The organism is Phenylobacterium sp., assembly GCF_004799395.1.
In the GTDB taxonomy this organism is placed as follows: domain Bacteria; phylum Pseudomonadota; class Alphaproteobacteria; order Caulobacterales; family Caulobacteraceae; genus Phenylobacterium.
On the sequence record NZ_SSMZ01000276.1, the window covers coordinates 1 to 21,309 of the forward strand.

Consider the following 21,309-nt stretch of genomic DNA (forward strand, 5'->3'; position numbering starts at 1 on the left):
GCGGCGGCTCGCCCTTCAGCGCGGCCAGGGCGGCGAAGGGCGAATTGGGGGCGACGATCGGCCGGTGCTCGACGGCGAACTCCCGCTCGCCGCGGCGGCGCCAGGTGACGCCTTCGCCGGGGCGCTTCACGGCGGCGAAGCCCAGGCCCTTGAGGATCGTGCGGGCTTCGTCCTCGCGCCAGCCCAGCTCTTCGCGGGCCTGGTCGGAGAGGGCCGCGCCGCCATTCTGCTTGGCGCCGGCGCGCAGCAGTTCGTCCAGCCGCTCCAGTTGCTCAACGGGAACGGCGAGCCCGCGTATGGCACGCAGGCCGAAGGCGGCCATGGCGCGCGGCGGGGGCGTCTGGGCGGGCAAGCGGCTGAGCGCGCCGCTCGCGGGCCGCCAACCGGGGACGTCGCGCGCCGCCAGCGCCTGGGTGAGCGCTCGCGCGTCCGGCCGCAGCATCGAGGGCATGAAGATCGAGAAGGCGCCCAGCCGCACACCCAGGCCGCGCAACATCCGCCGTTCCACCTGGCTGAGCTCGCGCACCTCGGTCCGAACGAGCGCGCGGTCCAGCACGCCGCCGGCCTCGATCAGCCGCCAGGCGAGGCCGCGGGCCAGGCCCTTGATCCGACCCTCGGCGACCGCGGCTTCCAGCTTCTTCAGCGCCGCGAGCCTGCGGCCAGCCTCGCCGACTACGAAGGCCTCCAGCCGCTGGGCCGCCCGCTGGCGCGCCGCGTCGTGGCCGAGCTCGCCAAGCAGGCGCACCTGGGGCCGGAACGGCTCGCCTCCGGCCAGCACGCCGGCGGCCTCGCCGCGCCACAACACGGTCCCGTCCGGCGACAGGGCAAAGGCCTCGTCCGGCTCGGCGGCCAGCTTGCCCAGCCGTCGCCCGATCTCCGGGCCCACCGCATGGGTCGCCGCGGCCCTCAGCGCCTTTTCCTCCAGCACCGAGGAGCCATGCGCGGGCTCGAAGCGTACGCCCGTCAGGCGGCCCACGAAGTGACCCTCGACGGTCACCGCGCCATCCGCCGCGACGCCGGCCAGCATGTCTTCGCGCACCCGCAGGCCGCGCATCAGGGCGCTGGTCCGGCGGTCGACGAAGCGAGCCATCAGCTTTTCGTGCAGGGTGTCTGAGAGCCGGTCCTCCAGCTGGCGCATCCGGCCCTGCCAGCCGGCGGGGTCGGCCAGCCAGTCGGGGCGGTTGGCCACGTAGGCGAGCGTGCGCACGCTGGAGAGCCGCGCGGCCAGGGTGTCGATCTCGCCGTCGGTGCGGTCCAGGTGGGCGTACTGCCTGGCGATCCAGTCCTCGGGGATGCGCTGGCGGCCGGTCGTCAGATGCAGGAAGAACTCCTTGGCCAGGCCCATGTGCTCTTCGGGGGCGACCTTGCGGAAGTCCGGCGTCTGGCAGCATTCCCAGAGCTGTTCGATCGCGGCTCGGCCCCGCGCGCGTTCCGCGACCTCCGGGTCCTGGATCAGTTTGCGCAGGATGATCTCGTCCAGCGCCTCTGCCGAAAGCTTCAGGCCCTCGCGGTCCGGGGTCTTGGCCAACGACTTGAGCAGGCTGGGCAGCGAGCCGAAGTCGAGCTTGGAGTTGCGCCATTCAGCGCCGGTGACCGGCTCAAAGTGGTGCTCTTCCACCGCGCGGACCAGGTCCTCGTCCATGTCATCGGCCTCGCCGGTGACGCCGAAGGCGCCGTCGCGCTGGTAGCGCCCGGCGCGGCCGGCGATCTGGCCCACCTCCTGCGGATAGAGGAAGCGGGTGCGTTTGCCGTCGAACTTGCGGAGCCCTGCGAAGGCCACATGGTCGACGTCCATGTTCAGGCCCATGCCGATGGCGTCGGTCGCCACCAGGAAATCGACTTCTCCGGACTGATAGAGGGCCACCTGGGCGTTGCGGGTGCGGGGGCTGAGGTTCCCCATCACCACGGCGGCCCCGCCGCGCTGGCGGCGGATCAGCTCGGCGATGGCGTAGACCTGGTCGGCGCTGAAGGCCACGACCGCGGAGCGGCGCGGCAGACGCGTCAGCTTCTTCGGGCCGGTGTAGGTCAGGCTGGAGAACCGCTCGCGGGTGACGATCTCGGCGTGCGGCAGCAGGCGGCGGATCAAGGGCGCCATGGTCCCGGCGCCCAGCAGGAGCGTCTCGGCCGTGCCGCGGGCGTGCAGCAGGCGGTGGGTGAAGACGTGGCCCCGCTCCGGGTCGGCGCAGAGCTGGATCTCGTCCACCGCCATGAACTCGACCTCACGGCTCAGCGGCATGGCCTCGACGGTGCAGACGAAATAGTGCGGCCTGGGCGGGACGATCTTCTCCTCGCCGGTGATCAGGGCCACGGCCCGGGGACCACGCAGCTTGACGATGCGGTCGTAGATCTCGCGCGCCAGGAGGCGAAGCGGCAGGCCGATCATGCCCGAGGCGTGGCCCAGCATCCGCTCGACCGCCAGGTGCGTCTTGCCCGTGTTGGTCGGGCCCAGCACGGCCGCCAATCTCGGAGGGGCTGCGCCTGTGGGCCGGTCGCTCATGACCTGAACTTGGGGGGTCGATGAGAGTCGGGCAAGCGTCGCTAGCCGCGGCGAACCTGCGCAGGGTCCAGACGGAACCCCAGTGGCAGGAGTTGCTCGATCGTCTGGCGCCCGATCTCGCCGTCGGGACCGAGGGCGACCACCTCGCAGCCCTCGGCGGCGAACTCGAAGATCTTCTGCCGGCAGCCGCCACAGGGCCAGACCAGTCCCGGCAAGGACGATGCGACAAAGACCCGGGTGAGCACGGTGGTCCCCTGCGTCACCGCCGCGGAGATGGCGCTGGCCTCGGCGCAGAGCCCTTGCGGATAGGCGGCGTTCTCGACGTTGACGCCGATGTGGTTCGTCCCGTCGCCACCCTCCACGACGCAAGCCACCTGCACGCCGGAATAAGGCGCATGCGCCCGCGGCAGCAGCGCGCGCAACCGGGCGGCGATCTCTGAGGCGTCTGACATCAGGGAAATGTCCCGAACGAACTCAAGGGACGGGCATGTCTACCCAGTTCGATCCCCAAAGGGAACAGGCGCGCGCCCGAGGGGCTGGGGCAGCTTCACAACAAGCGGCTTCTCTCGGCGGCCTCAACAGGGTTCTATGCGGCCACGCGAAGCGGGGACCCTAGGCGATGCGTCGAGTGGCTTTGATCATCTTGTTGGCCCTCGCGGCCGTGGCGTGCCAGTCCGTCAAGGCCGATCCGGATGCAGTGAGCCTGACGCGGACTATCTACGACGAACTGCGTCTGGGGCAGGAAGCCACGTTGGCCGCCCACGCCTCGGCGGCCATGCAGAGGCCGCAGGCCGCCGCCCAGTTCGCCAAGCTGCGCGGCGTCCTGCCGCCGGGCGAGCCGCGCAGCATGAAGGTGGTGGGCCAGGCCGTGCGCGACATCCCTGGCAAGGGCCGTATCGAGGCGCTCTCGCTGGAGTATGACTACGGCGCGGCCAAGACTCTCTTCCAGACCCGCCTGTTCCGCGCCCAAGGCGCGCAAGATTGGCGTGTGGTGGCCTTCAACCTGCGTGTTGCGTCGGCTAAGGAGCTGGCGGTGAACCGGCTCTCGCCTGTGGGCAAATCGCCGCTGCAGTACATCTATCTGGCGCTGGCGCTGTCCTCGCCCCTGATGATGCTCGCCGCCCTGGTGAAGGTGCTGCGGACCCCTGGCCTGACCTACAAATGGGCGTGGGCGCCGCTGTGCTTCGTAGGTCTGATCGGCTTCCAGCAGAATTGGGCCACCGGCCAGACGCTGGTGGTGTGGAATTCGGTGCAGGTCTTCGGGCCCTGGCTGTCAAATACAGGATCGGCCTTCGACCCCTGGTTCATCACCGCCACGGTGCCGCTGATCGCCCTGCTGGTGCTGGGCGGGGTGCTGGCCAATCCGCCCCGGGCGGGCGCCAAGGCCGCTGTCTGAGAGGTTGGCGGGCGAAGCGGGGTTAAGGACTAGCCGGAACACGGGCGAAACGAATCGGGACCGAATCAGCGACCTCGCTCGATTCAGCCTTTGTTCACCGCAACATATTGTATCTCAACAGCGTCCGGCCACAAGACGGTTAAGCTTCCGCCCGCCGCTCCAGCGCTGACGTCACGCCTGGCGCGCGGTGGTTAGGGGCGAAAACTTCACCGCAAGGTCTCGCCGAATGGCCGCCTTGCCTTGACGTGGAGCCCGCCCGTCCTCTATATCGCCCGCTCTCGCGCGGGGCCCGCCCCGCGGCGATCCCGTTTCTGCGAAGGTTTTCGTCCCATGTCGCGTCGTTGCGAGCTCACCGGTGTCGGCCCGATGGTCGGCCACAATGTGAGCCACTCCAATATCAAGACCAAGCGCCGCTTCCTGCCGGCGCTTTCGCCCGCGACCCTGCAGTCAGATGCGCTCGGCCAGAGCTATCGCCTGCGCGTGACCAACGCGGCGTTGCGCACGCTCGACTTCCGCGGCGGGCTCGACGCCTTCCTGCTGAAGGCCGGCGACGAAGAGCTGTCCCCCAAGGCGCAGAAGATCAAGCGCCAGCTGAAGGCCAAGCTCGCCGAACAGGCCCCGGCCTGATCGCGCCAAAGATTGTCGTTCGGAAAAAGGCCGCTGGAAACAGCGGCCTTTTTCTTTGACCGCTAAGCGACGGCGGCCCGGCGGCGGCGGAGCGCCGCGCCGGTCAATCCAAAGCCTCCCGGCATCAGCGTCCAGGTCGCGGGCTCCGGCACGGGCGCGAAGGCGACGCCTTTGAAGGTGATGTCGGCGGGCGCGATGGCGAGCAGCAGGGCGACGGTGACGGCGGGCTTCATGCGGCGGAATCCTGAACTGGGCGTATTGACGTCCCGGAACGCTGACCGTGGCCTATGACAGTCGTGTCATGCGCCTTCGCCGCGGCTATAGCTCGGCCATGATCCATCCGCTCGACCGCCCGGCGTGGAGCGCGCTCAGCGCGCGGCAGGCGTCCTTTGGCCTCGGTGACGAGCGCGCGCGCCGGTTCGCGCCGGATTTCGGCCTGTTCGCCGGCGCCGCGGATGGCTCCGCGGAGGCCCAGGCCGCGCTCGCCGCCCTGGTCGCCGCATATGGGCCCGTCGCGACCGTGGAGACGGCGGTTCAACCCCTGCCGCCGGGGCTCGCGGCCACGTCGCAGCCGGCCGTCCTGCAGATGGTCGCCGAGCGGCTGTCGCCCCGCGAGCCGGCCTTCGAAGTCACCGCGCTGAGCAATGCCGATGCCCCGCAGATGCTGGCGCTGGCGGTCCTGACCCGGCCCGGGCCGTTCTTCGCGCGCACCCACCAACTCGGCGACTTCGTGGGCGTGAAGCAGGACGGCGAGCTGATCGCCATGGCCGGCGAGCGCATGAAACCTATTGGCTTCACGGAGGTGAGCGGCGTCTGCACCCATCCCGATCATCAGGGGAAGGGTTATGCCGCCGGCCTCATGGCCGTGGTCGAGGCCGGCATTCTGGCGCGCGGCGAGACGCCGTTCCTGCACGTGTTCGCCCAAAACACCGGCGCAGTTCGCCTCTACAAGGCCCTTGGCTATACGGTGCGGACCGAGATGAACTTCACGGTGCTGAGCCAGAGCTAGGCCTTGAGTACTCCATCGAACAGGTCGATCAGCGCCTTCCAATGCCGCTCGGAGCCAGCCGCGTCGTAGACGGGCATGTCGGAGGGCACCCAGCCGTGCTTCAGGCCCTTCCAGATGCTCACGTCGGCGTCGATACCGGCGTCGTCCAGCGCCTTGTCCAGCCGCTCGCACTGAGCCTCGTCGAAGTGTCGGTCCTCGTCGGCGCCGGCGACCAGGACCTTGGCCTTCATCTTGGGCGCCAGCAGGTGCGGGCTGTCCGCTTCGTCCGTGGCCAGATTGCCGCCGTGGAACGAGGCCGCGACCGCGATGCGGTCCGGAAAGGTCCCGGCCGCCCGGATGGCGATGCCGCCGCCCATGCAATAGCCGGTAACGCCCACGCGGTCGGCGATCGCCTGTGGCTGCGTCGTCAGCCAGTCCAGGTAGATCTTGGTGTCGGCCATCTGCTTTTCGGCGTTGGTGGAACCCCGCAATTTGCCGAACAGCGCGGCCATTTCGGGGTCGCCGCCGAACGCCTTGCGTATGTCCAGCGGCGGGTAGGGCGCCACGCGCCAAAAGACGTCCGGCAACAGGACATAGTAGCCGGCCTGCGCCAGGCGCTCGCCCATCTCGAACATCGCCGAGCGGATCGCAGGCGCGTCCATGTAGAGGATCGCCGCGGGCCAGGGCCCGGGTCCGACATCCGGCGTGAAGACGAACGCGCGGGCGTCGCCCTCTGGAGTGGGAATCGAGACGTCGGTCTTCATGGGCTTACCTCCCGCTTGGCGGATGCCAGTCGAACGCCAGGAGCAGCGTGCGCTGGGACTTCGAAAAGTTGTCGTCGGAAATCACGTAGAAGCGGGCTCCGTCGCCGACCTTGGCCGGCACCACGCCCAGACCCTCGAAATTGTCCACCGTGAGCGGGCCGCGCAGTTCCATCTGGTCGATCGCCCGGCCGCCGGCGTCGGTGATCCGCAAGTCGATGACGCTGCGGGTGATCGGATTGAACGCCCGCAACAGCCAGGCCGTGCGACCCTGCGGCAGCCGCCGCGCCGCCACCAGGCCAAATCCCCAGCTGAGCGGGACCTTGGCGCCCTCAACGCAGGCGGTGGTGAGGGTGCAGCTCCAGGTCCGTCCGGTGGTCTCGCCCCCGGTGAAATAGGCGTCCGGCCCGCGATCGGGATCGGGCGCCAGCGCCTCCATCCCTTCGTTGTAGGGGAACTTGGCGTCGGGCGACGGGACCGGGCGTGGGGGGGTGCCGTCCGCCGGATAGAGCCAGATGCGGTCGTGCCGCTCGAAGCTGACCAGCAGGTCGCCGTTCGGCATCAGGGCCTGGCCTTCGGAATCGCGGTTGTCCTTGCCCTGCAGCGGCTTGCCGTCGAGGCCGGTAAGCTTGGTGAGCTGGGCGTCGGTCACGCCGACGAGATGGCCGGCGGCGTCGAGCACGACCTTGGCCTTCAGGAGGTCCCCTTCGTCGCCCACCGAGATCAGCCGCCCATCCGCCAGCACGTCGAGGTCGGAAAGGCCGTGCAGGCGCGAGGTCTGGCCTGAGGTGAGCCTCAGCCCGCCGGCGTAGATGAAGTCTCCGACCCCATCTTGCTTCGGATCGCCCGGATTGAGCGGCACGGCCCTGGCCCTGACCGTGATGTCCGGGCCGATCTGCATGGGCCCTTTGGGCGTATCGGGGACGCGATCGCCGCAGCCGGCCAGGAGCAAGCCGGCCAACGCTGCGGCGAGGCGCCTCAAGCCACGGCCCTCCGGACTTCCTTGAAGGTCGAACGCCGCGCCGCGCCGGAAGGGCCCTGGGTGTTGGGCGGTGGCTCCAGAAGGCCCGCGTTGCGGCGCGTCATCCTGCGAGGCTCCTCCTCGAACAGCTCGGCCAGCTGGTCGGTGATCGCCCCGGCCAGTTGCTCAACATCGACGATCGTCACGGCGCGGCGGTAGTAGCGGGTCACGTCGTGGCCGATGCCGATGGCGATCAGCTGCACCGGGCTCTTGCCCTCGATCTCGCCGATCACCTCGCGCAGGTGGCGCTCCAGGTAGTGGCCGGAGTTCACGCTCAGCGTCGAGTCGTCCACCGGCGCGCCGTCGGAGATCACCATCAGGATGCGCCGCGCCTCCGGCCGGCCGATCAGCCGCTGGTGCGCCCACATCAGCGCCTCGCCGTCGATGTTCTCTTTCAGCAGCCCCTCGCGCATCATCAGGCCGAGGTTGCGGCGCGCGCGTCGCCAGGGCGCGTCGGCGGCCTTGTAGATGATGTGGCGCAGGTCGTTCAGCCGGCCGGGCTGCGGCGGCTTGCCGGCCTTCAGCCAGTCCTCGCGGGAGGAGCCGCCCTTCCAGGCGCGGGTGGTGAACCCGAGGATCTCGGTCTTGACCCCGCAGCGCTCGAGCGTACGCGCCAGGATGTCGGCGCAGACCGCAGCCACCATGATCGGCCGGCCGCGCATGGAGCCGGAGTTGTCGATCAGGATCGAGACCACGGTGTCGCGGAACTCGGTGTCCTGTTCTTCCTTGAAGCTGAGCGGCGCGGTGGGGTCGACGATCACCCGCGTGAGCCGAGCCACATCGAGGATGCCTTCCTCCAGGTCGAAGGACCAGGAGCGGTTCTGCTGCGCCAGCAGCTTGCGCTGCAGCCGGTTGGCCAAACGGCTCACCACGTTCGACAGGCTGGCCAGCTGCTGGTCGAGATAGGCGCGCAGCCGCGTCAGCTCCTCGGCGTCGCACAGCTCCTCGGCGGCGACGATCTCGTCGTGGGCGGTGGTGAAGACCTTGTAGGTGACGACCTTGCCCTCGCCCTTCAGGTCCGGGCGGGCCGGCTGTTCGCCCTCGCCCATCTCCGGCGGCTCGTCGCTGTCCTCGGCGTTGGGGTCATCCTCGGCCTGCATCATCTGCGAGTCGGCGTCCTCGCTTTCGCGGTGCGTCGTGTCGCTGTCGTCCATCGAGGCCTGTTGCGGGGACTGGCCCTCGCCGTCGCCCTCGTCGTTGTCGTCGCTGGCGTCGGGCTCGCCTTCTTCGCTGGAGCCGTCCTCGTCGTCGGGCTGGTCCGGGGCGTCGGAGAGGTCGTCGCCCATCTTCAGGTCGCGGATGATGGCGCGCGCGATGCGGGCGTAGGCCCTCTGGTCCTGCACCGCCTCGGTGAGGCGGTCCAGTTCGCGGCCGGCTTTGGACTCGATCTCATCGCGGAACAGGTCGACCAGGGGCCGGGCCATGGCCGGCGGCTTTTCGCCAGTCAGCCGCTCGCGCACCATCAGGCTGACGATGTCGGCGTAGGGCGGGTTGGACAGGGCCTCGATCTGGTTAAAGGCGCGCTTGGCCCAGGCCTGCTCGTGCACGGCCTTCAGGTTCTCGCGCACGCCGCCCAGGGCGTTGGCGCCGATCGCCTCCAGCCGGGCCTGCTCGATGCCGTCGTAGATCGGTTGGCCTTGGGCGGTCGAGGGCCGGGTCTTGGCGTGGGCGACCGGGTCGTGATGGGCGATGCGCAGCGCCATCTGGTCGGCGAAGCCGCGGATGCGTGCGGCGTCGACTTCGGTCAGGTCGCGCGGCGGATGGGGCAGCACGGCGCGGTTGCCGGAAAGCTGCGGGCCCTCGCCGGAATAGACGATCTCCAGGTCAGGGGACTCGGCCAGCGAGCGCGTCGCATTGACCAGCGCGCGCTTGAAGGGCTCCAGCGGACTTTCCGGGTTCTTGGCCATCGTGGGTGTCTTAGATCAGGGCGGCGCGTGCGCGAAACAAGGAATCGCCGCGCCGGATCAGTCGGCGCGCCGTTCGAACAGCCGCATTCGGTCGTGGAGTCCCGGAAATCGCGGAATCTCGATCACCTCCAGGACGCGGCATCGTTCCGCGAGCACCCGATGCAGCGTCTCGTCGCCGGTGATCGCGCCACGGTCGTCGAGGATGAGGGCGAGCTTGCGGCCTGGCCGCAGTTCGCCGACCGCGTCCGCGGCCCAGGGCTCGTTCTGGCTGGGCCAGCTGCAGAAGAGGTCGCGGTGGGGGTATTTCCGCACCGCCTCCGCCGCGCCCAGTTGCTCGACCTCGGCGTGGTGGCTGATGGAAAACCCGTACGGCGACAGCCCGGTCGCGAGATCCGTGGCGATCATGTCGTGGCCCGCCGCGCGCATCACGGCGGTCCAGAGCCCGGCGCCGGCGCCGACCTCGAGGACCGGCCCGAACCCGCGCAGCGCCGTCACGGCCTCCCGGCAGGGGAGGGAGAACCCCCATTGGCGCACGAAGGCCTGCCGCGCCCCGCGCAGCGTCTCGGCGCTCCCGTCGCCAGAAAGCCCCTGAGCCCGCAGGTCCGCGGCGGCCGGCGGCGCGCCGCTTCGCACCCAGGCGTCCATGTCCTTCAGCGCGGTCGCGGCCAGGGCCGCGTCCTCCGCCCGGCGCAGGATGGCGTGGCCGCGCGCGGTGATCTCGGCGTCGTTCATGCGGCCACCTTAGCCCCAGCCGCCGCCGGGAACGCTACGGCCAAGCCAACGTTTGCTCGTCAGGACCCGCGTACCGCGGGCGAACGCTTGGAGAGAGACATGCTTAGGTGGGCTTTGATTTTCGCGGTCGTGGCGCTGGTCGCCGGATTCCTGGGCTTCGGCGGCGTGGCCGGCGCGGCGGCGGGCGTGGCCAAGATCCTGTTCTTCCTGTTCGTGGTCGGCTTCCTGGTCTTTCTGGCGCTGGGCGTCATGGCGGGCAAGCGGCTCACCGGACGATGAGCACTTCCCTCTCCTGATGGGGAGGGACAGATCGCGTCAGCGATCAGGGTGGGGAAGTCGCGTTCGAGCGCCCAATCCGCGCTTGGACCCATGCTTCCCCACCCGTCTTGCTTTGTTCGCCACCCTCCCCGTGAAGGGGAGGGCCGCGCGCTACTTCTTCGCCGCCCAGGCCTTGCCCTCGGCGCCGACGATGTCGACCAGGTTACCCATGGCGAGGTTGGCGTCGATCAGGTGCAGGCCCCAGGCTTCGTTGACCTTGCCGTCCTGCACCACGTCGCCCTCGATGGTGTCGGTGCGCGGATCGGAGGGCACGGCGTTCACGTGGATCTCCAGGTAGGAGAAGCCGTTCTTCTGCACGCACTCGGAGGTGAGCAAGCCCGGGGCCGAGATGAACGGCGTGGTCGGGTTGGGCTTGCCCTTTGCCCAGACCGTCTTCGGCATGGCTTGGCCGGAGATCGGCGGACTGTTGCCGAGATAGCTGTGCAGTTCGCCCCGGCCGCCCGCCAGGTTCGCCGGGTTCACGCAAGCCGCGATCTGACTGTCACCAGGAACCTTGCCGAACAGGCTGTTGGCCGGCGGCGGGATGGTGTCACGGAAGCTCGCATAGGCGATCACGCAGCCGGTCTGGCTCGCCGATTTGCACACCGGCATCGACTTGAAGAGGCCGGTGTCCTTGCCCTTGTCGACCGGCACGCGTGCGCCCATCAGGATCGCCGAGATCACCTTGGCCTGCGAAGGCTTGCCGTCGATCTCCTTGGAGATCAGCTGAATGAGCACGCCCGAGCCCTGGGAGTGCCCGATCAGCACGACGCCGCGGCCATGGTTCTCGTTGGCCAGGTAGTAGTTCCAGGCGTCCAGCACGTCGTTGTACCCGACCTGCCGTACGGCCGGATCGGCGGACCCCGGCAAAGGCTTGCCGCCCATCTGGGCCCGGAGCGCGGTGAGCGTGAACTGGCGGTACATCGGCGCGAAGATCCGGCACTTGGCCCCGAACCGCGCCAGCTGCGCCTTCACGACGCTCAGTTCCTCCGGCTCGATGTTCATGGTGCTGACCGCGCCGGGGTCGTTGGAGACCGTCGGATAGACGTAGAAGCAGTCGATCGGCGCCTTGGGATTGGCCACGAACGTCTCGACGCTCTCGGTCCCGTCGGCCTTCACCACCGTGGTGGTCAGGTCGATGGCGCAGGCGTCGCCCGGCTTGCCGGTCCAGCACAGCCAGTTGGCCTTGTTGGCGTAGTCGTTCTTCGGATAGGTCGTAGTCTGGGCGTGCGCGCCGCCCGCCACAACTGCCGCCGCGAGCGCCAGCGCGCCCAGCATCTTCCTGGTCATCAGGTCCCCCTCACATTGTTGGTCAGCTGTGCCTAGAGGATCGCGCGCGGGGGATGCACGGTCCAGCCATTTCGCTGTGGAAACGAAGCGCCTAGGCCACCCGCACCCGCGCCGTGCTTTCCGGCAGGTCCGTCCCGAAGGCGCGCTGGAAGAACTCGGCCACTGTGCCGCGCTCCAGCTCGTCGCACTTGTTCAGGAAGGTCATCCGGAAGCCCAGCGCGATGTCGCCGCCGAAGATCTCGGCGTTCTGGGCCCAGGTGATCACCGTCCGCGGGCTCATCACCGTGGAGATGTCGCCGTTCATGAAGGCGTTGCGGGTCATATCGGCGACCCGGACCATGGCGGCGATCGTGCGCTTGCCGTCGGCGGTGTTGTAGGTCGGCGCCTTGGCCAGCACGATCTCGGCTTCCACGTCGTGGGCCAGGTAGTTCAGCGTGGTGACGATCGACCAGCGGTCCATCTGGCCTTGGTTGATCTGTTGGGTGCCGTGGTAGAGCCCGGTGGTGTCGCCCAGGCCGATGGTGTTCGTCGTGGAAAACAGGCGGAACCAGGGGTTCGGCCGGATCACCCGGTTCTGGTCCAGCAGGGTCAGCTTGCCCTGAGCCTCCAGCACCCGCTGGATCACGAACATCACGTCCGGACGGCCGGCATCGTATTCGTCGAAGACCAGCGCGATCGGCCGCTGGATCGCCCAGGGCAGCATGCCCTCGCGGAATTCGGTGACCTGCTTGCCGTCCTTCAGGACGATGGCGTCCTTGCCGACCAGGTCGATGCGCGAGACGTGGCTGTCCAGGTTCACGCGGACCAGCGGCCAGTTCAGCCGCGCGGCCACCTGCTCGATGTGCGTTGACTTGCCGGTGCCGTGATAGCCCTGGACCATCACCCGGCGGTCGTGCGCGAAGCCGGCGAGCAAGGCGCGCGTGGTCTCGGGGTCGAACTTGTAGTTGGCGTCGAAGTCCGGGACGTGCGGATCGCGTTCCTTGAAGGCCGGGGCCTTGAAGTCGAAATCTACGCCGAACGTCTCGCGCGCGTTGACCTCGTGATCGGGGACCAGGGTCAGGAGCTTGTCGTCTTGGGTGTCGAAGGCGGTCATGGTTGGGTCGGATTACAGGCTTGCCGGGACGGACGCAAACAGGTGTTTGTTGCGCCGCAAGCGCCCGGCCAACGGCGCTGAGGAGCAGACGCCATGCTGAAGGAACGGCAAGCGGCATACCGCAGCATCGAAGTCACACCGCAGGCCAGCGGCTTCGGGGCCGAGATCGCCGGCCTCGACCTCAGTCTCCCGTTGCCGCCGGCGGTGCTGGAGGAGGTCATGGCCGCCTGGGCGCGGCATGCCGTGGTGGCCTTCCCAGATCAGCCGCTCAGCCTGGAGGCGCAGGAAGCCTTCACCCGGCAGATGGGCGGCTTCGGCCACGACCCCTACATCAAGCCGATGACGGGCCACCCCAACGTCCTGGAGCTGCGCCGCGAGCCGGACGAGAAGGCGACCAATTTCGGCGCCGGCTGGCACTCCGACTGGAGCTTCCAGGAAGCGCCGCCGGCCGCCACCATCCTGCATTCCAAGGTCGTCCCGCCGGTGGGCGGCGACACGCTGTTCGTGGACGCAGTCCGCGCCTACGAGGCCCTGTCGCCGACGATGCAGGCGATGCTCAGCCCCCTGCAGGCGGTCCATTCGGCGCGCCAGTCCTACGGAACCAAGGGCGTCTTCGCCAAGGACACCGAAAAGCGGACCATGCAGATCATCGTCTCAAAGGAGGCGGACGGCTCACTGACCCACCCGCTGGTCCGCACCCATCCGGTGACAGGCAAGAAGGCGCTCTACGTCTCGCCGGTCTACACCGTGGGGATCGAGGCCCTCACGCCGGAGGAGGCCAAGGCGATCCTGGGGTTCCTGTTCGTCCACCTGGCCCAGGAGCGGTTCATCTACCGCCACAAGTGGCGCGAGCAGATGCTGCTGATGTGGGACAACCGCTGCACCATGCACTTCGCCGAAGGCGGCTACGACGGCCACCTGCGACTGATGCACAGGACCACCGTGGCGGGGGACGTTCCGGTCTGAGTCGTCCTCACGATTGGGAGGTGGCGCGAAGCGCCGGAAGGGGCTTCCGCTCAAAAAGCTGAAGACATCTCGCCCGCTCCGACCTCGGCGGAAGCCCCCCGTCAACGTTGCTGACAGCTCCCCCGATGGGGAGACATCTGCGCCCTACCCCTTCCGCGGCGCCTTCGGCTTGGCGGAGGCCGTCTTCGGCGTGGCCGCGGGCTTCGTCGGCGCCGGAGCCTTGCACGTCGCGGCGTGGATCTGGGCGGTGAGGTCGTTGTTGACCTTGATCAGACGGTGGACGTCGTCCTGGATCTTGAGCAGCGCCTCGGCGTCCTTGTAGGTCTGCAGGGCCTGTTTGTCGGAGGCGGTCGCGGCCACCTTCTGGCCGACCATGATCACCGACAGGAGGACCAGTTGCAGGAAGGTCTGGGCGATCCAGGCGACCAGGGCCGCGGTGCCGGCCTTGATGGCCTCCGGCAGGCTGATCAGCGCGAGGATGGTGAAGGCATAGGCGCACCACATGGTGCCGACCGCGTTCGTGATCACGACCGCGATCTTGCCGTTCAGACTCGCCAATTCGGCCTTGGTGGTGTGCGGCCCGATTTTTTCCCGCTCGGCGATCCTGGGATTCGGGGTGTGTTCGACGCTCATTTGGCTTCTCCGGTGGGGCTGCTCGGCGCGCGATAGATCTTGCCGGCCTTCATGACGAAGCCGACGTTCTTGAGCGTGGCGATGTCCTTGGTGGGGTCGCCCTGGAAGGCGACGAGGTCAGCGAAGGCGCCGGCCTTCACCTCGCCCAGGCGGCCTTCGCGGCCGAGGATTTTCGCATTGGTCTGGGTGGCGGCGGTCAGCGCCTGAATCGGGGTCATCCCGTCCTTCACCATCCAGGCGATCTCGCGCCAGCTTTCGCCGTGCGGGAAGACGCCCACGTCGGAGCCGGCCCCGATGGTGACGCCCACCGCGAGCGCGCGCTTGAACGCCTCGGCCGCGTCGGTCATGCCGCGGGTCGGCGGCGTCTGGCCCGGCACGTAGTGCTGGAAGTAGATGGAGGTGGCCTCCGGCGCGGTGAGCGTCGGCACGTAGGCGACGCCCTTGACCTTCATCATCTGGAACGTCGCCGAACTGGCCCCATAGCCGTGCTCGATGGTGTCGACGCCCGCCTCGACCGCGTTCCTGATCCCCGCGTCGCTGGCGGCATGGACGGCGACCGGTCGGCCCGAGGCGTGGGCCACCTCCACAGCAGCGGCCATCTCCTTCTCGGTGAGCGTGGGCCGGGTCGAGCCATCGGGGCCGGTTCGGTAGTCGGCGTAGAGCTTGATCCAGTCGGCGCCCATGGCCGCCTGTTCGCGCACTGCCTTGGTCATCTCGGCCTCGCCAGATACCTCCTGCGCGCCCTGCGGCAGGTCAATGTCGGCGCGGAAGCCCTTCTTGGGGCCGTAGGATCCGGTGGCCACGATCGCCCGTGTCGCCACGAACAGGCGTGGGCCCGCGACGATGCCCTCCTCGATGGCCCGCTTCAACTGCACGTCGGCGTCGGCCGCGCCCTCGGTGCCGAGGTCGCGCTCGGTGGTGAAACCGCTCATCAGGGTGCGCGTGGCGTCGCGCCCGGCCCGCAGCACGCGGTAGGTCGGCGGCTCCTTCAGCACCTGATCGTCCCAGGCCACCTCGTTATAGGCGTGGAGCAGGAGGTGCGAGTGCAGCTCGATCAGGCCGGGCGTCAGCGTCAGGCCGGGCAGGGCGACAGTGACCGCGTCGGCGCCGGCCTTCACCGAGCCCTTCGGCCCGACCGCCACGATCTTGTCGCCCTCGACCACCACGACCCAGCCCGCGTGGGGCGCGGAATCGCCCGCGCTCCACACCGCCGCCGGTTCCAGCAGGTAACGACTGGACTCCGCCGCGCCGGCCGCTCCCGTCGCCGCGAGGACCGCAGATGTTCCCAATAATGCCGTTTTCAACGAATTTGACTCCTGAATAGGGAGTGATAGGGAACAATCAAGCTTATCGAACTGGAGCCCCGACTCCCCATGTCGGAAGAAGTCTACACCGTCGAGCAGTTCGCCGAACGGCTGAAGCTGCACAAGAAAACCGTGCTGCGCTTCATCCGCGAAGGCCGCCTGCGCGCCGTCAAGGTCGGCAAGTCGTACCGCATTCTGCGCACCGACATGGAGGCTATGACCGGCATGGTGCGCGGCGTGGGCGAGTCGGCCGCGCGGGTCACCAGCATCGTCGACATCCCCGACGTGGAGCCGGCGCTGGCCCAGCACCTGGCCCGCGCGCTGCCGGCCATCCGCATGGGCGCCGAGGCCCCCGCCGAGCCCATGAGCCTGGACGTGGCCTACGATACTGTCCGCCGCCACGTGAAGATCGTCATCGTGGGCTCCCCCGCCGACACCGCCTCCATGCTGCGCATGGTGCAGGTGCTCTCGGAGCGCTGAGCATGGCTGTCCATATGATCGCCGGCCACGCCGTCTTCGCCTGCGTCGAGGAAGGGCCATGCCTGGCCGACGACCGCGCGCTCAGCGACCTGATCGGCGAGCTGTTCAGCTCCGGCGCGCGCCTGGCCGCCATCCCGCTCGCCCGTCTCGGCCCGGATTTCCCGCGGCTCTCCACAGGCGTCGCCGGCTATGTGCTGCAGAAGCTGGTCAACTACCGCTTCCAGATCGCCGTTCTCGGCGATGTCTCCGCTGTCGCGGCCAATAGCGAACCCTTGCGCGACTTCATCCGCGAATCCAACCGCAGCAAGACGGTGTGGTTCGTGGAGGACCTGGCCGCGCTGGAGGGAAAGCTCGTGGGCGGCTAAGGCAACGCGAACGCCACCAGAGCGTCGCCCTGCTTTTCCTCGTCGACCTTGGCCGAGCCGCCGGCGGCGACCACGACGTACTGCTTGCCGCCGACCTCGTAGGTCATGGGCGTGGCGTGGGCGCTGGCGGGCAGTTCGGCGCTCCACAGCTCCTTCCCGTCGGCGGTGGAGAAGGCGCGCAGCGTCTTGTCCATGGTGCCGCCCTGGAAGATCAGGCCGCCAGCGGTGACGATCGGCCCGCCCAGCACGATCGAGCCCTTGGCGATGTGGCCCACGCCGGGCGCCAGTTCCTCCAGCGCGCCCAGCGGCACGCGCCAGACGATCTTGCCGGCGTCCAGGTCGACCGCCATCAGCTCCCCGAACGGCGGCTTGATGCAGGGCAGGCCGGACGGGGCGCGCAGGAACTCGCGGCTCATGGCGAAGGGCGTGCCCATCTGCATAGTGGTCTCGGCGCGCAGGTCGCCTTTGTCGCCCTTCACGAAGTTCTTGGCCGAGATCATCCGCACCTTGGCCGGCAGATTGCTCACCGAGACGATCAGCCGCCCGTGGCCGGCGTCCCAGGCAAAGCCGCTCCAGTTGATGCCACCAACGTTGCCCGGGATCGCCAGGATGCCCTGCTCGCTGGGCGGCGAGAACATCGTGTGGCCGGACATGGCGGCGATGGTGTCGGTGCAGAACTTGCGGTCGGCGTCGGAGACCGCCCACACCGCCTCGGGCCCCTGGCCTTGCGGGACCAGCGCCGGGGTCCTGGTGGGGAATGGCTGGGTGGGCGAGCTCCTTTCGCCGTAGAGGGTGCTCTGCGGAACGGGCCGCTCCTCGACCGGCAGCACCGGCTTGCCGGTCGCGGGATCGAGCACGAAGACCATGCCGGTCTTGTTTCCGGCGATGACCACCGGCGTCGCCTTGCCTTTCAGCTTGAGCGTCGTGGCGAGCGGGGCGGCGGCGGTGTCGTAGTCCCAGAGGTCGTGATGCACGAGCTGGAAGCCCCAGGAGAGTTTGCCGGTCCGCGCGTCCAGCGCCACCACCGAGTTGGCCCAGCGATTGTCGCCGGGGCGCAGCCCGCCCCAGTAGTCGGGGCTGGCGCTGCCGGTGGGCACATAGACCAGATGGCGCTTGGGGTCGGCGCTGAGCACCGTCCAGGCGTTGCCGGCCCCGGTGTTCCAGGTCTTGTCGGTGGCGTCCTTGGGCTTCTGCAGCGGCTCCCACGACCATATCAGCTTACCGGTGCGCGCATCGAAGCCGCGGACCACGCCGTCCGGCATGTCGGCCCGCGCATTGTCGTCGATGGCCGAGCCCACAACCACCACGCCGTCCACCACGATCGGTGGCGAAGTCATGTGGTACTGGCCGGGGGTGTAGCGGGCGACGTCGCGCAGGCTGACCTCACCGGCCTCACCGAAGCTGGCGCAGGGCTGGCCGCTGGCGGCGTCTACCGAAACCAGGCGGGCGTCCAGCGTCGCCTCGTAGAGCCTGAGCGCACAGGCGCCCTTTCCGGCCTTGGGATCGCGCCAGGCGGCAAGGCCGCGGTTGATCAGGCCATCGCCATAGGGCTTGGCGCGGTCCAGCTTGGGATCGTAGGCCCAGAGCTGCGTGCCGGTGGCCGGGTCCAGGGCGATCACCCGGTTGAACGGCGTCGTCAGATAGAGCCGTCCGTCCAGCATCAGCGGCGTGGTCTCGAACCCGCTGCGCGGGCCGCCAGCCTTCGTCTTGCCGTCTGAGATGTCGCCGGTGTGGAAGGTCCAGGCGGGCTTGAGGTTGGCTACGTTGGACGCCGAGACCTGGGTCAGGGGCGAGAAGCGGTTGCCGCCTGGGTCACGCCCGTAGGCGCCCCACTCGTCGGCCCCGGCCGCGCCGCCCGTCGCCAGCACCGCGGCGGCGCCCAGCATCATGATCTTCCGCATCTCACCTGCTCCATCCAAGACGACTGGCGGCAACATCATCCTGCCCTGCTGCGCCGCCAGCGCCCAGGGACCAGCGGCGCCGCTGCTGGGCCTTCCGGCGCCCTTCCGGGACAAGCGGCGGGCCGCCAGGGACGAACGGTAGCCTTGGGCTTGACGCAACCCGCGCCAGACCGTTTCTCCCGACGAGCCCCAAGGAGAGCCTCGCCATGGAAACGCGCAGCATCGGTCCGTTCGAGGTCTCGGCCATCGGGCTGGGGTGCATGAGCCTTTCCCATGGCTACGGGCCCGCCGCGCCGCGCGAGCGCGCCGAACAGGTGCTGAAGGGCGCTCTCGACGCCGGCTACACCTTCTTCGACACCGCCGCGGTTTACGGCCTGGGCCACAACGAGACCCTGGTCGGCGAGGTCCTGGGCCCGCATCGCGACAGGTTCGTGCTGGCGTCCAAGTGCGGCATCACGGTTGGCGACGAGCGCAGGATCGACGGCAGCCCGGCCAACCTGAAGGACACCTGCGAGCGCAGCCTCAGGCGGCTGAACACCGAGGTCATCGACCTGTACTACCTGCACCGCTGGGACAAGCGCGTGCCCATCGAGGAGAGCGTCGGCGCGCTTGCCGACCTGGTCGCCGAGGGCAAGATCCGCACGATCGGTCTGTCGGAGATCAGCGGCCCGACCTTGCGAAAGGCGCACGCGGTCCATCCCATCGCCGCCGTGCAGAACGAATATTCGCCCTGGACCCGCAACCCGGAGATCGCGCTGCTGGACGCCTGCCACGAGTTGGGCGTGACGCTGGTGGCCTTCTCGCCGGTCGGCCGCGGCTTCCTGGCCGGCGGGGCCAGCGATCCGGCGGCGTTCGGCGAGGGCGACATGCGCAGCGCCATGCCGCGCTTCCAGGGGGAAGCCCTTGCCGCCAACCTGAAGCTGCTGGATGAGTTCGAGGCCCTGGCGGCGGCGGTCCCCTGCACCCCGGCCCAGCTGTGCCTCGCCTGGCTGATGGCCAAGGATTCGACCCTGGTCTCGATCCCGGGCACGGCGAACCCCGGCCACATGCGCGAGAATGCGGCGGCCGCCGGCATCGTGCTGCCCGCAGGCATGGTCGCCAAGGTCGACGCCCTGGTGAACGAACGCACCGTCACCGGCCCGCGCTACCCGGCCTTCATGCAGGCCAGCGTCGACACCGAGCGCACGCCCGCCGAAGCGGAGGCCTGAAACGACCATGGCCTACACCCTCTACTATTCTCCCGGCACGGCCAGCATGGCGGTGCATTGGGCGCTGATCGAGCTTGCCGTGCCGTTCGAGGCCGTGCGGCTCGATTTCGACGCCGCCGACCAGCGGAATCCGACCTATCTGCGGCTGAACCCCGCCGGCCGCGTGCCCACCCTGGTCATCGACGGGGCGCCCTACAGCGAATCCGCGGCGCTGCTGATGCTGCTGGCCGAGCGCCACCCGCAGGCGGGCCTGGCGCCGGCGCCTGGCGACCCGCAGCGGGCGCGGTGGCTGGAGACCATGGTCTTCCTGGCCAACACCGTCTCGCCGGCCATGCGCGACTGGTTCTACGCCGACAAGGATGGCGACCCCGCCGGCGCGGACGCCGTGCGTGACCTGGCCAGAAGCCGCATCGAAGGCGCCTGGCCGCGACTCGCCGCCGCCCTCTCCGACGGCCGGCCCTTCCTGTTCGGCGACGCCCCGGGCGCGGCCGACTATCTCGCCGCCATGCTGATGCGCTGGTCGCGCAACATGCCCCATTCCGCCGACGAACAGCCGGAGCTCGCAGCCTACCTGGGGCGGATGGGATCGCTGCCCTCCTACGCCGACCTCTGCCGGCGCGAGGAGCTCGTCCCCTGGCCTTGATCTCGGACAACGGGGACTGAAACATTGGGGACTAGGAATTCCACAACTCGGCCCCAAATCGGGCTTAGCCATGCGGGACGTATTCGACCCGCAGCGCATCAGGAGGAGATCGCGATGCAGACTAATCCCACCCGCGTGGCCGCCAGGGTTCTGGCTGTGACCCTGGCCGCCGGCCTGACGCTCGAGGCCGCCGCCGCCTCGGCCCAGCCGCCTCCGCCGCCGCCCGGCTACGGTCCCCCGCCGGGGTATGGCCAGTCCGGCTATGGGCCGCCTGGCGCGCCGCCGATCGCCCCGCCGCAAGGACAGTATGCACCGCCGCCGCCCGGCTATGAGAGCCAGGGGGCCGTCTACGACGACCGCGCCCAGCGCGCCGACCGCGACTACGCGGAGCGCTACTCCCGCTGGGCCCAGCAGTATTGCGTCGACCGGCGCGACAATCACACCGCCGCCGGCGCGATCATCGGCGGCATCCTCGGCGCGGTGATCGGCTCCAACGTCTCTGGCCGCCACTCCAGGACTGGCGGCTCGATCATCGGCGGCGCTCTGGGCGCCACCGCCGGCGCCGCGATCGGGGCCAATTCGGCAGAGTCGGCCGAATGCCCGCCCGGGTACTTCATCCGCACCGGCGCGCCCGGGTTCGCCTACGGTCCGCCGCCACCCTATGGCCCCGCCTGGTACAACCCATGGTTCTTCGAAGGCGGCGTCTGGGTCTACCGGCCCTACCGCTACTGGTACTGGACCCATGACGCCTACTGGAGCCCAGGCTGGCGTCCGGGCCCATGGGAGTACCGCTACCGTCGCTGGTAGGGCTTGGCCGCGCTGTCAGGCGGAGCGGGCGAGAGCCGGCTCACGGTCCTGGCCGGCGTTCTCCCGCTGCAGCAGGGCGGCCATGAGGATGGCGTAGAGCTTCTCCACCTGGATGGGCTTGGCGATATGGGCGTCCATGCCGGCGGCGATGTACTCGGCCACCTGGCGCCTCATGGCGTTGGCTGAAAGCGCGACCACGGTGGTGCGGGGCAGGCCCCGCTCCGCCTCGATCCGCCGGATTTCCCGCGCCGCCGCCACGCCATCCATCACCGGCATCTGGATGTCCAGGGTAGCGAGACACCCGCCACGCGGACAATTCCGCTGAATATCTTAGGGAAAATTACCTAGCCGGCGGGCGATCGGTGAACGGCG

23 protein-coding genes are annotated in these 21,309 nt (G+C 69.2%); 10 read left to right on the top strand and 13 right to left on the bottom strand.

What is annotated here, in order from left to right; genetic code table 11:
* Both E8A12_RS17750 and cdd read right to left on the bottom strand, forming a co-directional pair.
* On the bottom strand, window positions 1-2,497 hold a 2,497-nt coding region (locus tag E8A12_RS17750; RefSeq protein WP_293371267.1), incomplete at its 3' end, for a helicase-related protein.
* Window positions 2,498-2,538: 41 nt separating this feature from the next.
* On the bottom strand, window positions 2,539-2,949 hold the full coding sequence (gene cdd / locus E8A12_RS17755; protein WP_293371269.1) for a cytidine deaminase: 411 nt from the start codon (window positions 2,947-2,949) through the stop codon (window positions 2,539-2,541).
* 176 nt (window positions 2,950-3,125) lie between these two features.
* Between cdd and E8A12_RS17760 the strand changes: the two genes are divergently transcribed.
* Together E8A12_RS17760 and rpmB are read left to right on the top strand one after the other, a co-directional pair.
* Window positions 3,126-3,893, top strand: coding sequence for a hypothetical protein (locus E8A12_RS17760; protein ID WP_293371271.1), 768 nt, complete (start codon window positions 3,126-3,128; stop codon window positions 3,891-3,893).
* 330 nt (window positions 3,894-4,223) lie between these two features.
* Window positions 4,224-4,520, top strand: coding sequence for a 50S ribosomal protein L28 (gene rpmB, locus E8A12_RS17765; RefSeq protein WP_293371273.1), 297 nt, complete (start codon window positions 4,224-4,226; stop codon window positions 4,518-4,520).
* 62 nt (window positions 4,521-4,582) lie between these two features.
* Here the strand turns inward: rpmB and E8A12_RS17770 are convergent, their stop codons facing one another.
* Entirely contained in the window at window positions 4,583-4,753 is a 171-nt protein-coding gene (locus E8A12_RS17770; RefSeq protein WP_293371275.1) for a PEPxxWA-CTERM sorting domain-containing protein, read from the bottom strand.
* A 68-nt stretch (window positions 4,754-4,821) separates the two neighbouring features.
* Between E8A12_RS17770 and E8A12_RS17775 the strand changes: the two genes are divergently transcribed.
* Window positions 4,822-5,529, top strand: a complete 708-nt coding sequence (locus E8A12_RS17775) for a GNAT family N-acetyltransferase (protein ID WP_293371277.1) — start codon at window positions 4,822-4,824, stop codon at window positions 5,527-5,529.
* Here E8A12_RS17775 and E8A12_RS17780 read toward each other — a convergent pair.
* The 4 genes from E8A12_RS17780 to E8A12_RS17795 are packed head-to-tail and all read right to left on the bottom strand — an operon-like array spanning window position 5,526 to window position 9,929.
* Entirely contained in the window at window positions 5,526-6,272 is a 747-nt protein-coding gene (locus E8A12_RS17780) for a dienelactone hydrolase family protein (RefSeq protein ID WP_293371279.1), read from the bottom strand. The genes E8A12_RS17775 and E8A12_RS17780 overlap by 4 nt on opposite strands.
* A 4-nt stretch (window positions 6,273-6,276) precedes the next feature.
* Window positions 6,277-7,251, bottom strand: a complete 975-nt coding sequence (locus E8A12_RS17785) for an esterase-like activity of phytase family protein (RefSeq protein WP_293371281.1) — start codon at window positions 7,249-7,251, stop codon at window positions 6,277-6,279.
* Window positions 7,248-9,197 (bottom strand): cobaltochelatase subunit CobT, encoded by a 1,950-nt coding sequence (gene cobT, locus E8A12_RS17790; RefSeq protein ID WP_293371283.1) that lies wholly within the window; start codon window positions 9,195-9,197, stop codon window positions 7,248-7,250. Before cobT ends, E8A12_RS17785 begins: the two co-directional genes overlap by 4 nt.
* 57 nt (window positions 9,198-9,254) lie before the next feature.
* On the bottom strand, window positions 9,255-9,929 hold the full coding sequence (locus E8A12_RS17795) for a hypothetical protein (protein ID WP_293371285.1): 675 nt from the start codon (window positions 9,927-9,929) through the stop codon (window positions 9,255-9,257).
* Window positions 9,930-10,028: 99 nt separating this feature from the next.
* Here E8A12_RS17795 and E8A12_RS17800 point away from each other — a divergent pair, with 99 nt between their 5' ends.
* A complete protein-coding gene (locus E8A12_RS17800) occupies window positions 10,029-10,208 on the top strand; it encodes a DUF1328 domain-containing protein (protein WP_293371287.1) in 180 nt (59 codons plus the stop codon).
* Between the two features lie 150 nt (window positions 10,209-10,358).
* On the opposite strand, the gene E8A12_RS17805 is transcribed toward E8A12_RS17800, so the two are convergent.
* Window positions 10,359-11,537, bottom strand: a complete 1,179-nt coding sequence (locus E8A12_RS17805) for a DUF3089 domain-containing protein (RefSeq protein ID WP_293371289.1) — start codon at window positions 11,535-11,537, stop codon at window positions 10,359-10,361.
* Window positions 11,538-11,628: 91 nt separating this feature from the next.
* Window positions 11,629-12,630, bottom strand: a complete 1,002-nt coding sequence (gene cobS / locus E8A12_RS17810; RefSeq protein ID WP_293371291.1) for a cobaltochelatase subunit CobS — start codon at window positions 12,628-12,630, stop codon at window positions 11,629-11,631.
* 93 nt (window positions 12,631-12,723) lie between these two features.
* On the opposite strand from cobS, the gene E8A12_RS17815 reads away from it, so the two are divergent.
* Window positions 12,724-13,596, top strand: coding sequence for a TauD/TfdA family dioxygenase (locus E8A12_RS17815; RefSeq protein WP_293371293.1), 873 nt, complete (start codon window positions 12,724-12,726; stop codon window positions 13,594-13,596).
* A gap of 144 nt (window positions 13,597-13,740) precedes the next feature.
* Here the strand turns inward: E8A12_RS17815 and E8A12_RS17820 are convergent, their stop codons facing one another.
* The gene (locus E8A12_RS17820) at window positions 13,741-14,229 is read right to left on the bottom strand and encodes a hypothetical protein (RefSeq protein WP_293371294.1); all 489 of its coding nucleotides are present in this window, start codon (window positions 14,227-14,229) and stop codon (window positions 13,741-13,743) included.
* The gene (locus E8A12_RS17825; protein ID WP_293371296.1) at window positions 14,226-15,533 is read right to left on the bottom strand and encodes an amidohydrolase family protein; all 1,308 of its coding nucleotides are present in this window, start codon (window positions 15,531-15,533) and stop codon (window positions 14,226-14,228) included. Before E8A12_RS17825 ends, E8A12_RS17820 begins: the two co-directional genes overlap by 4 nt.
* Window positions 15,534-15,602: 69 nt before the next feature.
* Between E8A12_RS17825 and E8A12_RS17830 the strand changes: the two genes are divergently transcribed.
* Together E8A12_RS17830 and E8A12_RS17835 are read left to right on the top strand one after the other, a co-directional pair.
* Window positions 15,603-16,013 (top strand): helix-turn-helix domain-containing protein, encoded by a 411-nt coding sequence (locus tag E8A12_RS17830; RefSeq protein ID WP_293371298.1) that lies wholly within the window; start codon window positions 15,603-15,605, stop codon window positions 16,011-16,013.
* 2 nt (window positions 16,014-16,015) lie between these two features.
* On the top strand, window positions 16,016-16,378 hold the full coding sequence (locus tag E8A12_RS17835) for a DUF4180 domain-containing protein (protein ID WP_293371300.1): 363 nt from the start codon (window positions 16,016-16,018) through the stop codon (window positions 16,376-16,378).
* Here E8A12_RS17835 and E8A12_RS17840 read toward each other — a convergent pair.
* Window positions 16,375-18,279, bottom strand: a complete 1,905-nt coding sequence (locus E8A12_RS17840; RefSeq protein ID WP_293371302.1) for a pyrroloquinoline quinone-dependent dehydrogenase — start codon at window positions 18,277-18,279, stop codon at window positions 16,375-16,377. The genes E8A12_RS17835 and E8A12_RS17840 overlap by 4 nt on opposite strands.
* Before the next feature lie 206 nt (window positions 18,280-18,485).
* Here E8A12_RS17840 and E8A12_RS17845 point away from each other — a divergent pair, with 206 nt between their 5' ends.
* From E8A12_RS17845 to E8A12_RS17855, 3 genes are all read left to right on the top strand, one after another.
* Window positions 18,486-19,487, top strand: coding sequence for an aldo/keto reductase (locus tag E8A12_RS17845; RefSeq protein ID WP_293371304.1), 1,002 nt, complete (start codon window positions 18,486-18,488; stop codon window positions 19,485-19,487).
* 7 nt (window positions 19,488-19,494) lie between these two features.
* Window positions 19,495-20,130, top strand: a complete 636-nt coding sequence (locus tag E8A12_RS17850) for a glutathione S-transferase family protein (protein WP_293371306.1) — start codon at window positions 19,495-19,497, stop codon at window positions 20,128-20,130.
* A gap of 114 nt (window positions 20,131-20,244) precedes the next feature.
* Window positions 20,245-20,937: a glycine zipper 2TM domain-containing protein gene (locus tag E8A12_RS17855; RefSeq protein ID WP_293371308.1), complete on the top strand. Its 693-nt coding sequence runs from the start codon at window positions 20,245-20,247 to the stop codon at window positions 20,935-20,937.
* A gap of 15 nt (window positions 20,938-20,952) precedes the next feature.
* On the opposite strand, the gene E8A12_RS17860 is transcribed toward E8A12_RS17855, so the two are convergent.
* The gene (locus E8A12_RS17860; RefSeq protein ID WP_363212413.1) at window positions 20,953-21,264 is read right to left on the bottom strand and encodes a response regulator; all 312 of its coding nucleotides are present in this window, start codon (window positions 21,262-21,264) and stop codon (window positions 20,953-20,955) included.
* Window positions 21,265-21,309: the final 45 nt, after the last annotated feature.

Bases quoted from the DNA above. Each gene is read 5' to 3' on its own strand.
- cdd (WP_293371269.1), bottom strand. From the start codon at position 2,949: ATGTCAGACGCCTCAGAGATCGCCGCCCGGTTGCGCGCGCTGCTGCCG.
- rpmB (WP_293371273.1), top strand. From the start codon at position 4,224: ATGTCGCGTCGTTGCGAGCTCACCGGTGTCGGCCCGATGGTCGGCCAC.
- E8A12_RS17770 (WP_293371275.1), bottom strand. From the start codon at position 4,753: ATGAAGCCCGCCGTCACCGTCGCCCTGCTGCTCGCCATCGCGCCCGCC.
- E8A12_RS17775 (WP_293371277.1), top strand. From the start codon at position 4,822: ATGCGCCTTCGCCGCGGCTATAGCTCGGCCATGATCCATCCGCTCGAC.
- E8A12_RS17780 (WP_293371279.1), bottom strand. From the start codon at position 6,272: ATGAAGACCGACGTCTCGATTCCCACTCCAGAGGGCGACGCCCGCGCG.
- cobT (WP_293371283.1), bottom strand. From the start codon at position 9,197: ATGGCCAAGAACCCGGAAAGTCCGCTGGAGCCCTTCAAGCGCGCGCTG.
- E8A12_RS17795 (WP_293371285.1), bottom strand. From the start codon at position 9,929: ATGAACGACGCCGAGATCACCGCGCGCGGCCACGCCATCCTGCGCCGG.
- E8A12_RS17800 (WP_293371287.1), top strand. From the start codon at position 10,029: ATGCTTAGGTGGGCTTTGATTTTCGCGGTCGTGGCGCTGGTCGCCGGA.
- E8A12_RS17805 (WP_293371289.1), bottom strand. From the start codon at position 11,537: ATGACCAGGAAGATGCTGGGCGCGCTGGCGCTCGCGGCGGCAGTTGTG.
- cobS (WP_293371291.1), bottom strand. From the start codon at position 12,630: ATGACCGCCTTCGACACCCAAGACGACAAGCTCCTGACCCTGGTCCCC.
- E8A12_RS17815 (WP_293371293.1), top strand. From the start codon at position 12,724: ATGCTGAAGGAACGGCAAGCGGCATACCGCAGCATCGAAGTCACACCG.
- E8A12_RS17820 (WP_293371294.1), bottom strand. From the start codon at position 14,229: ATGAGCGTCGAACACACCCCGAATCCCAGGATCGCCGAGCGGGAAAAA.
- E8A12_RS17830 (WP_293371298.1), top strand. From the start codon at position 15,603: ATGTCGGAAGAAGTCTACACCGTCGAGCAGTTCGCCGAACGGCTGAAG.
- E8A12_RS17835 (WP_293371300.1), top strand. From the start codon at position 16,016: ATGGCTGTCCATATGATCGCCGGCCACGCCGTCTTCGCCTGCGTCGAG.
- E8A12_RS17840 (WP_293371302.1), bottom strand. From the start codon at position 18,279: ATGCGGAAGATCATGATGCTGGGCGCCGCCGCGGTGCTGGCGACGGGC.
- E8A12_RS17845 (WP_293371304.1), top strand. From the start codon at position 18,486: ATGGAAACGCGCAGCATCGGTCCGTTCGAGGTCTCGGCCATCGGGCTG.
- E8A12_RS17850 (WP_293371306.1), top strand. From the start codon at position 19,495: ATGGCCTACACCCTCTACTATTCTCCCGGCACGGCCAGCATGGCGGTG.
- E8A12_RS17855 (WP_293371308.1), top strand. From the start codon at position 20,245: ATGCAGACTAATCCCACCCGCGTGGCCGCCAGGGTTCTGGCTGTGACC.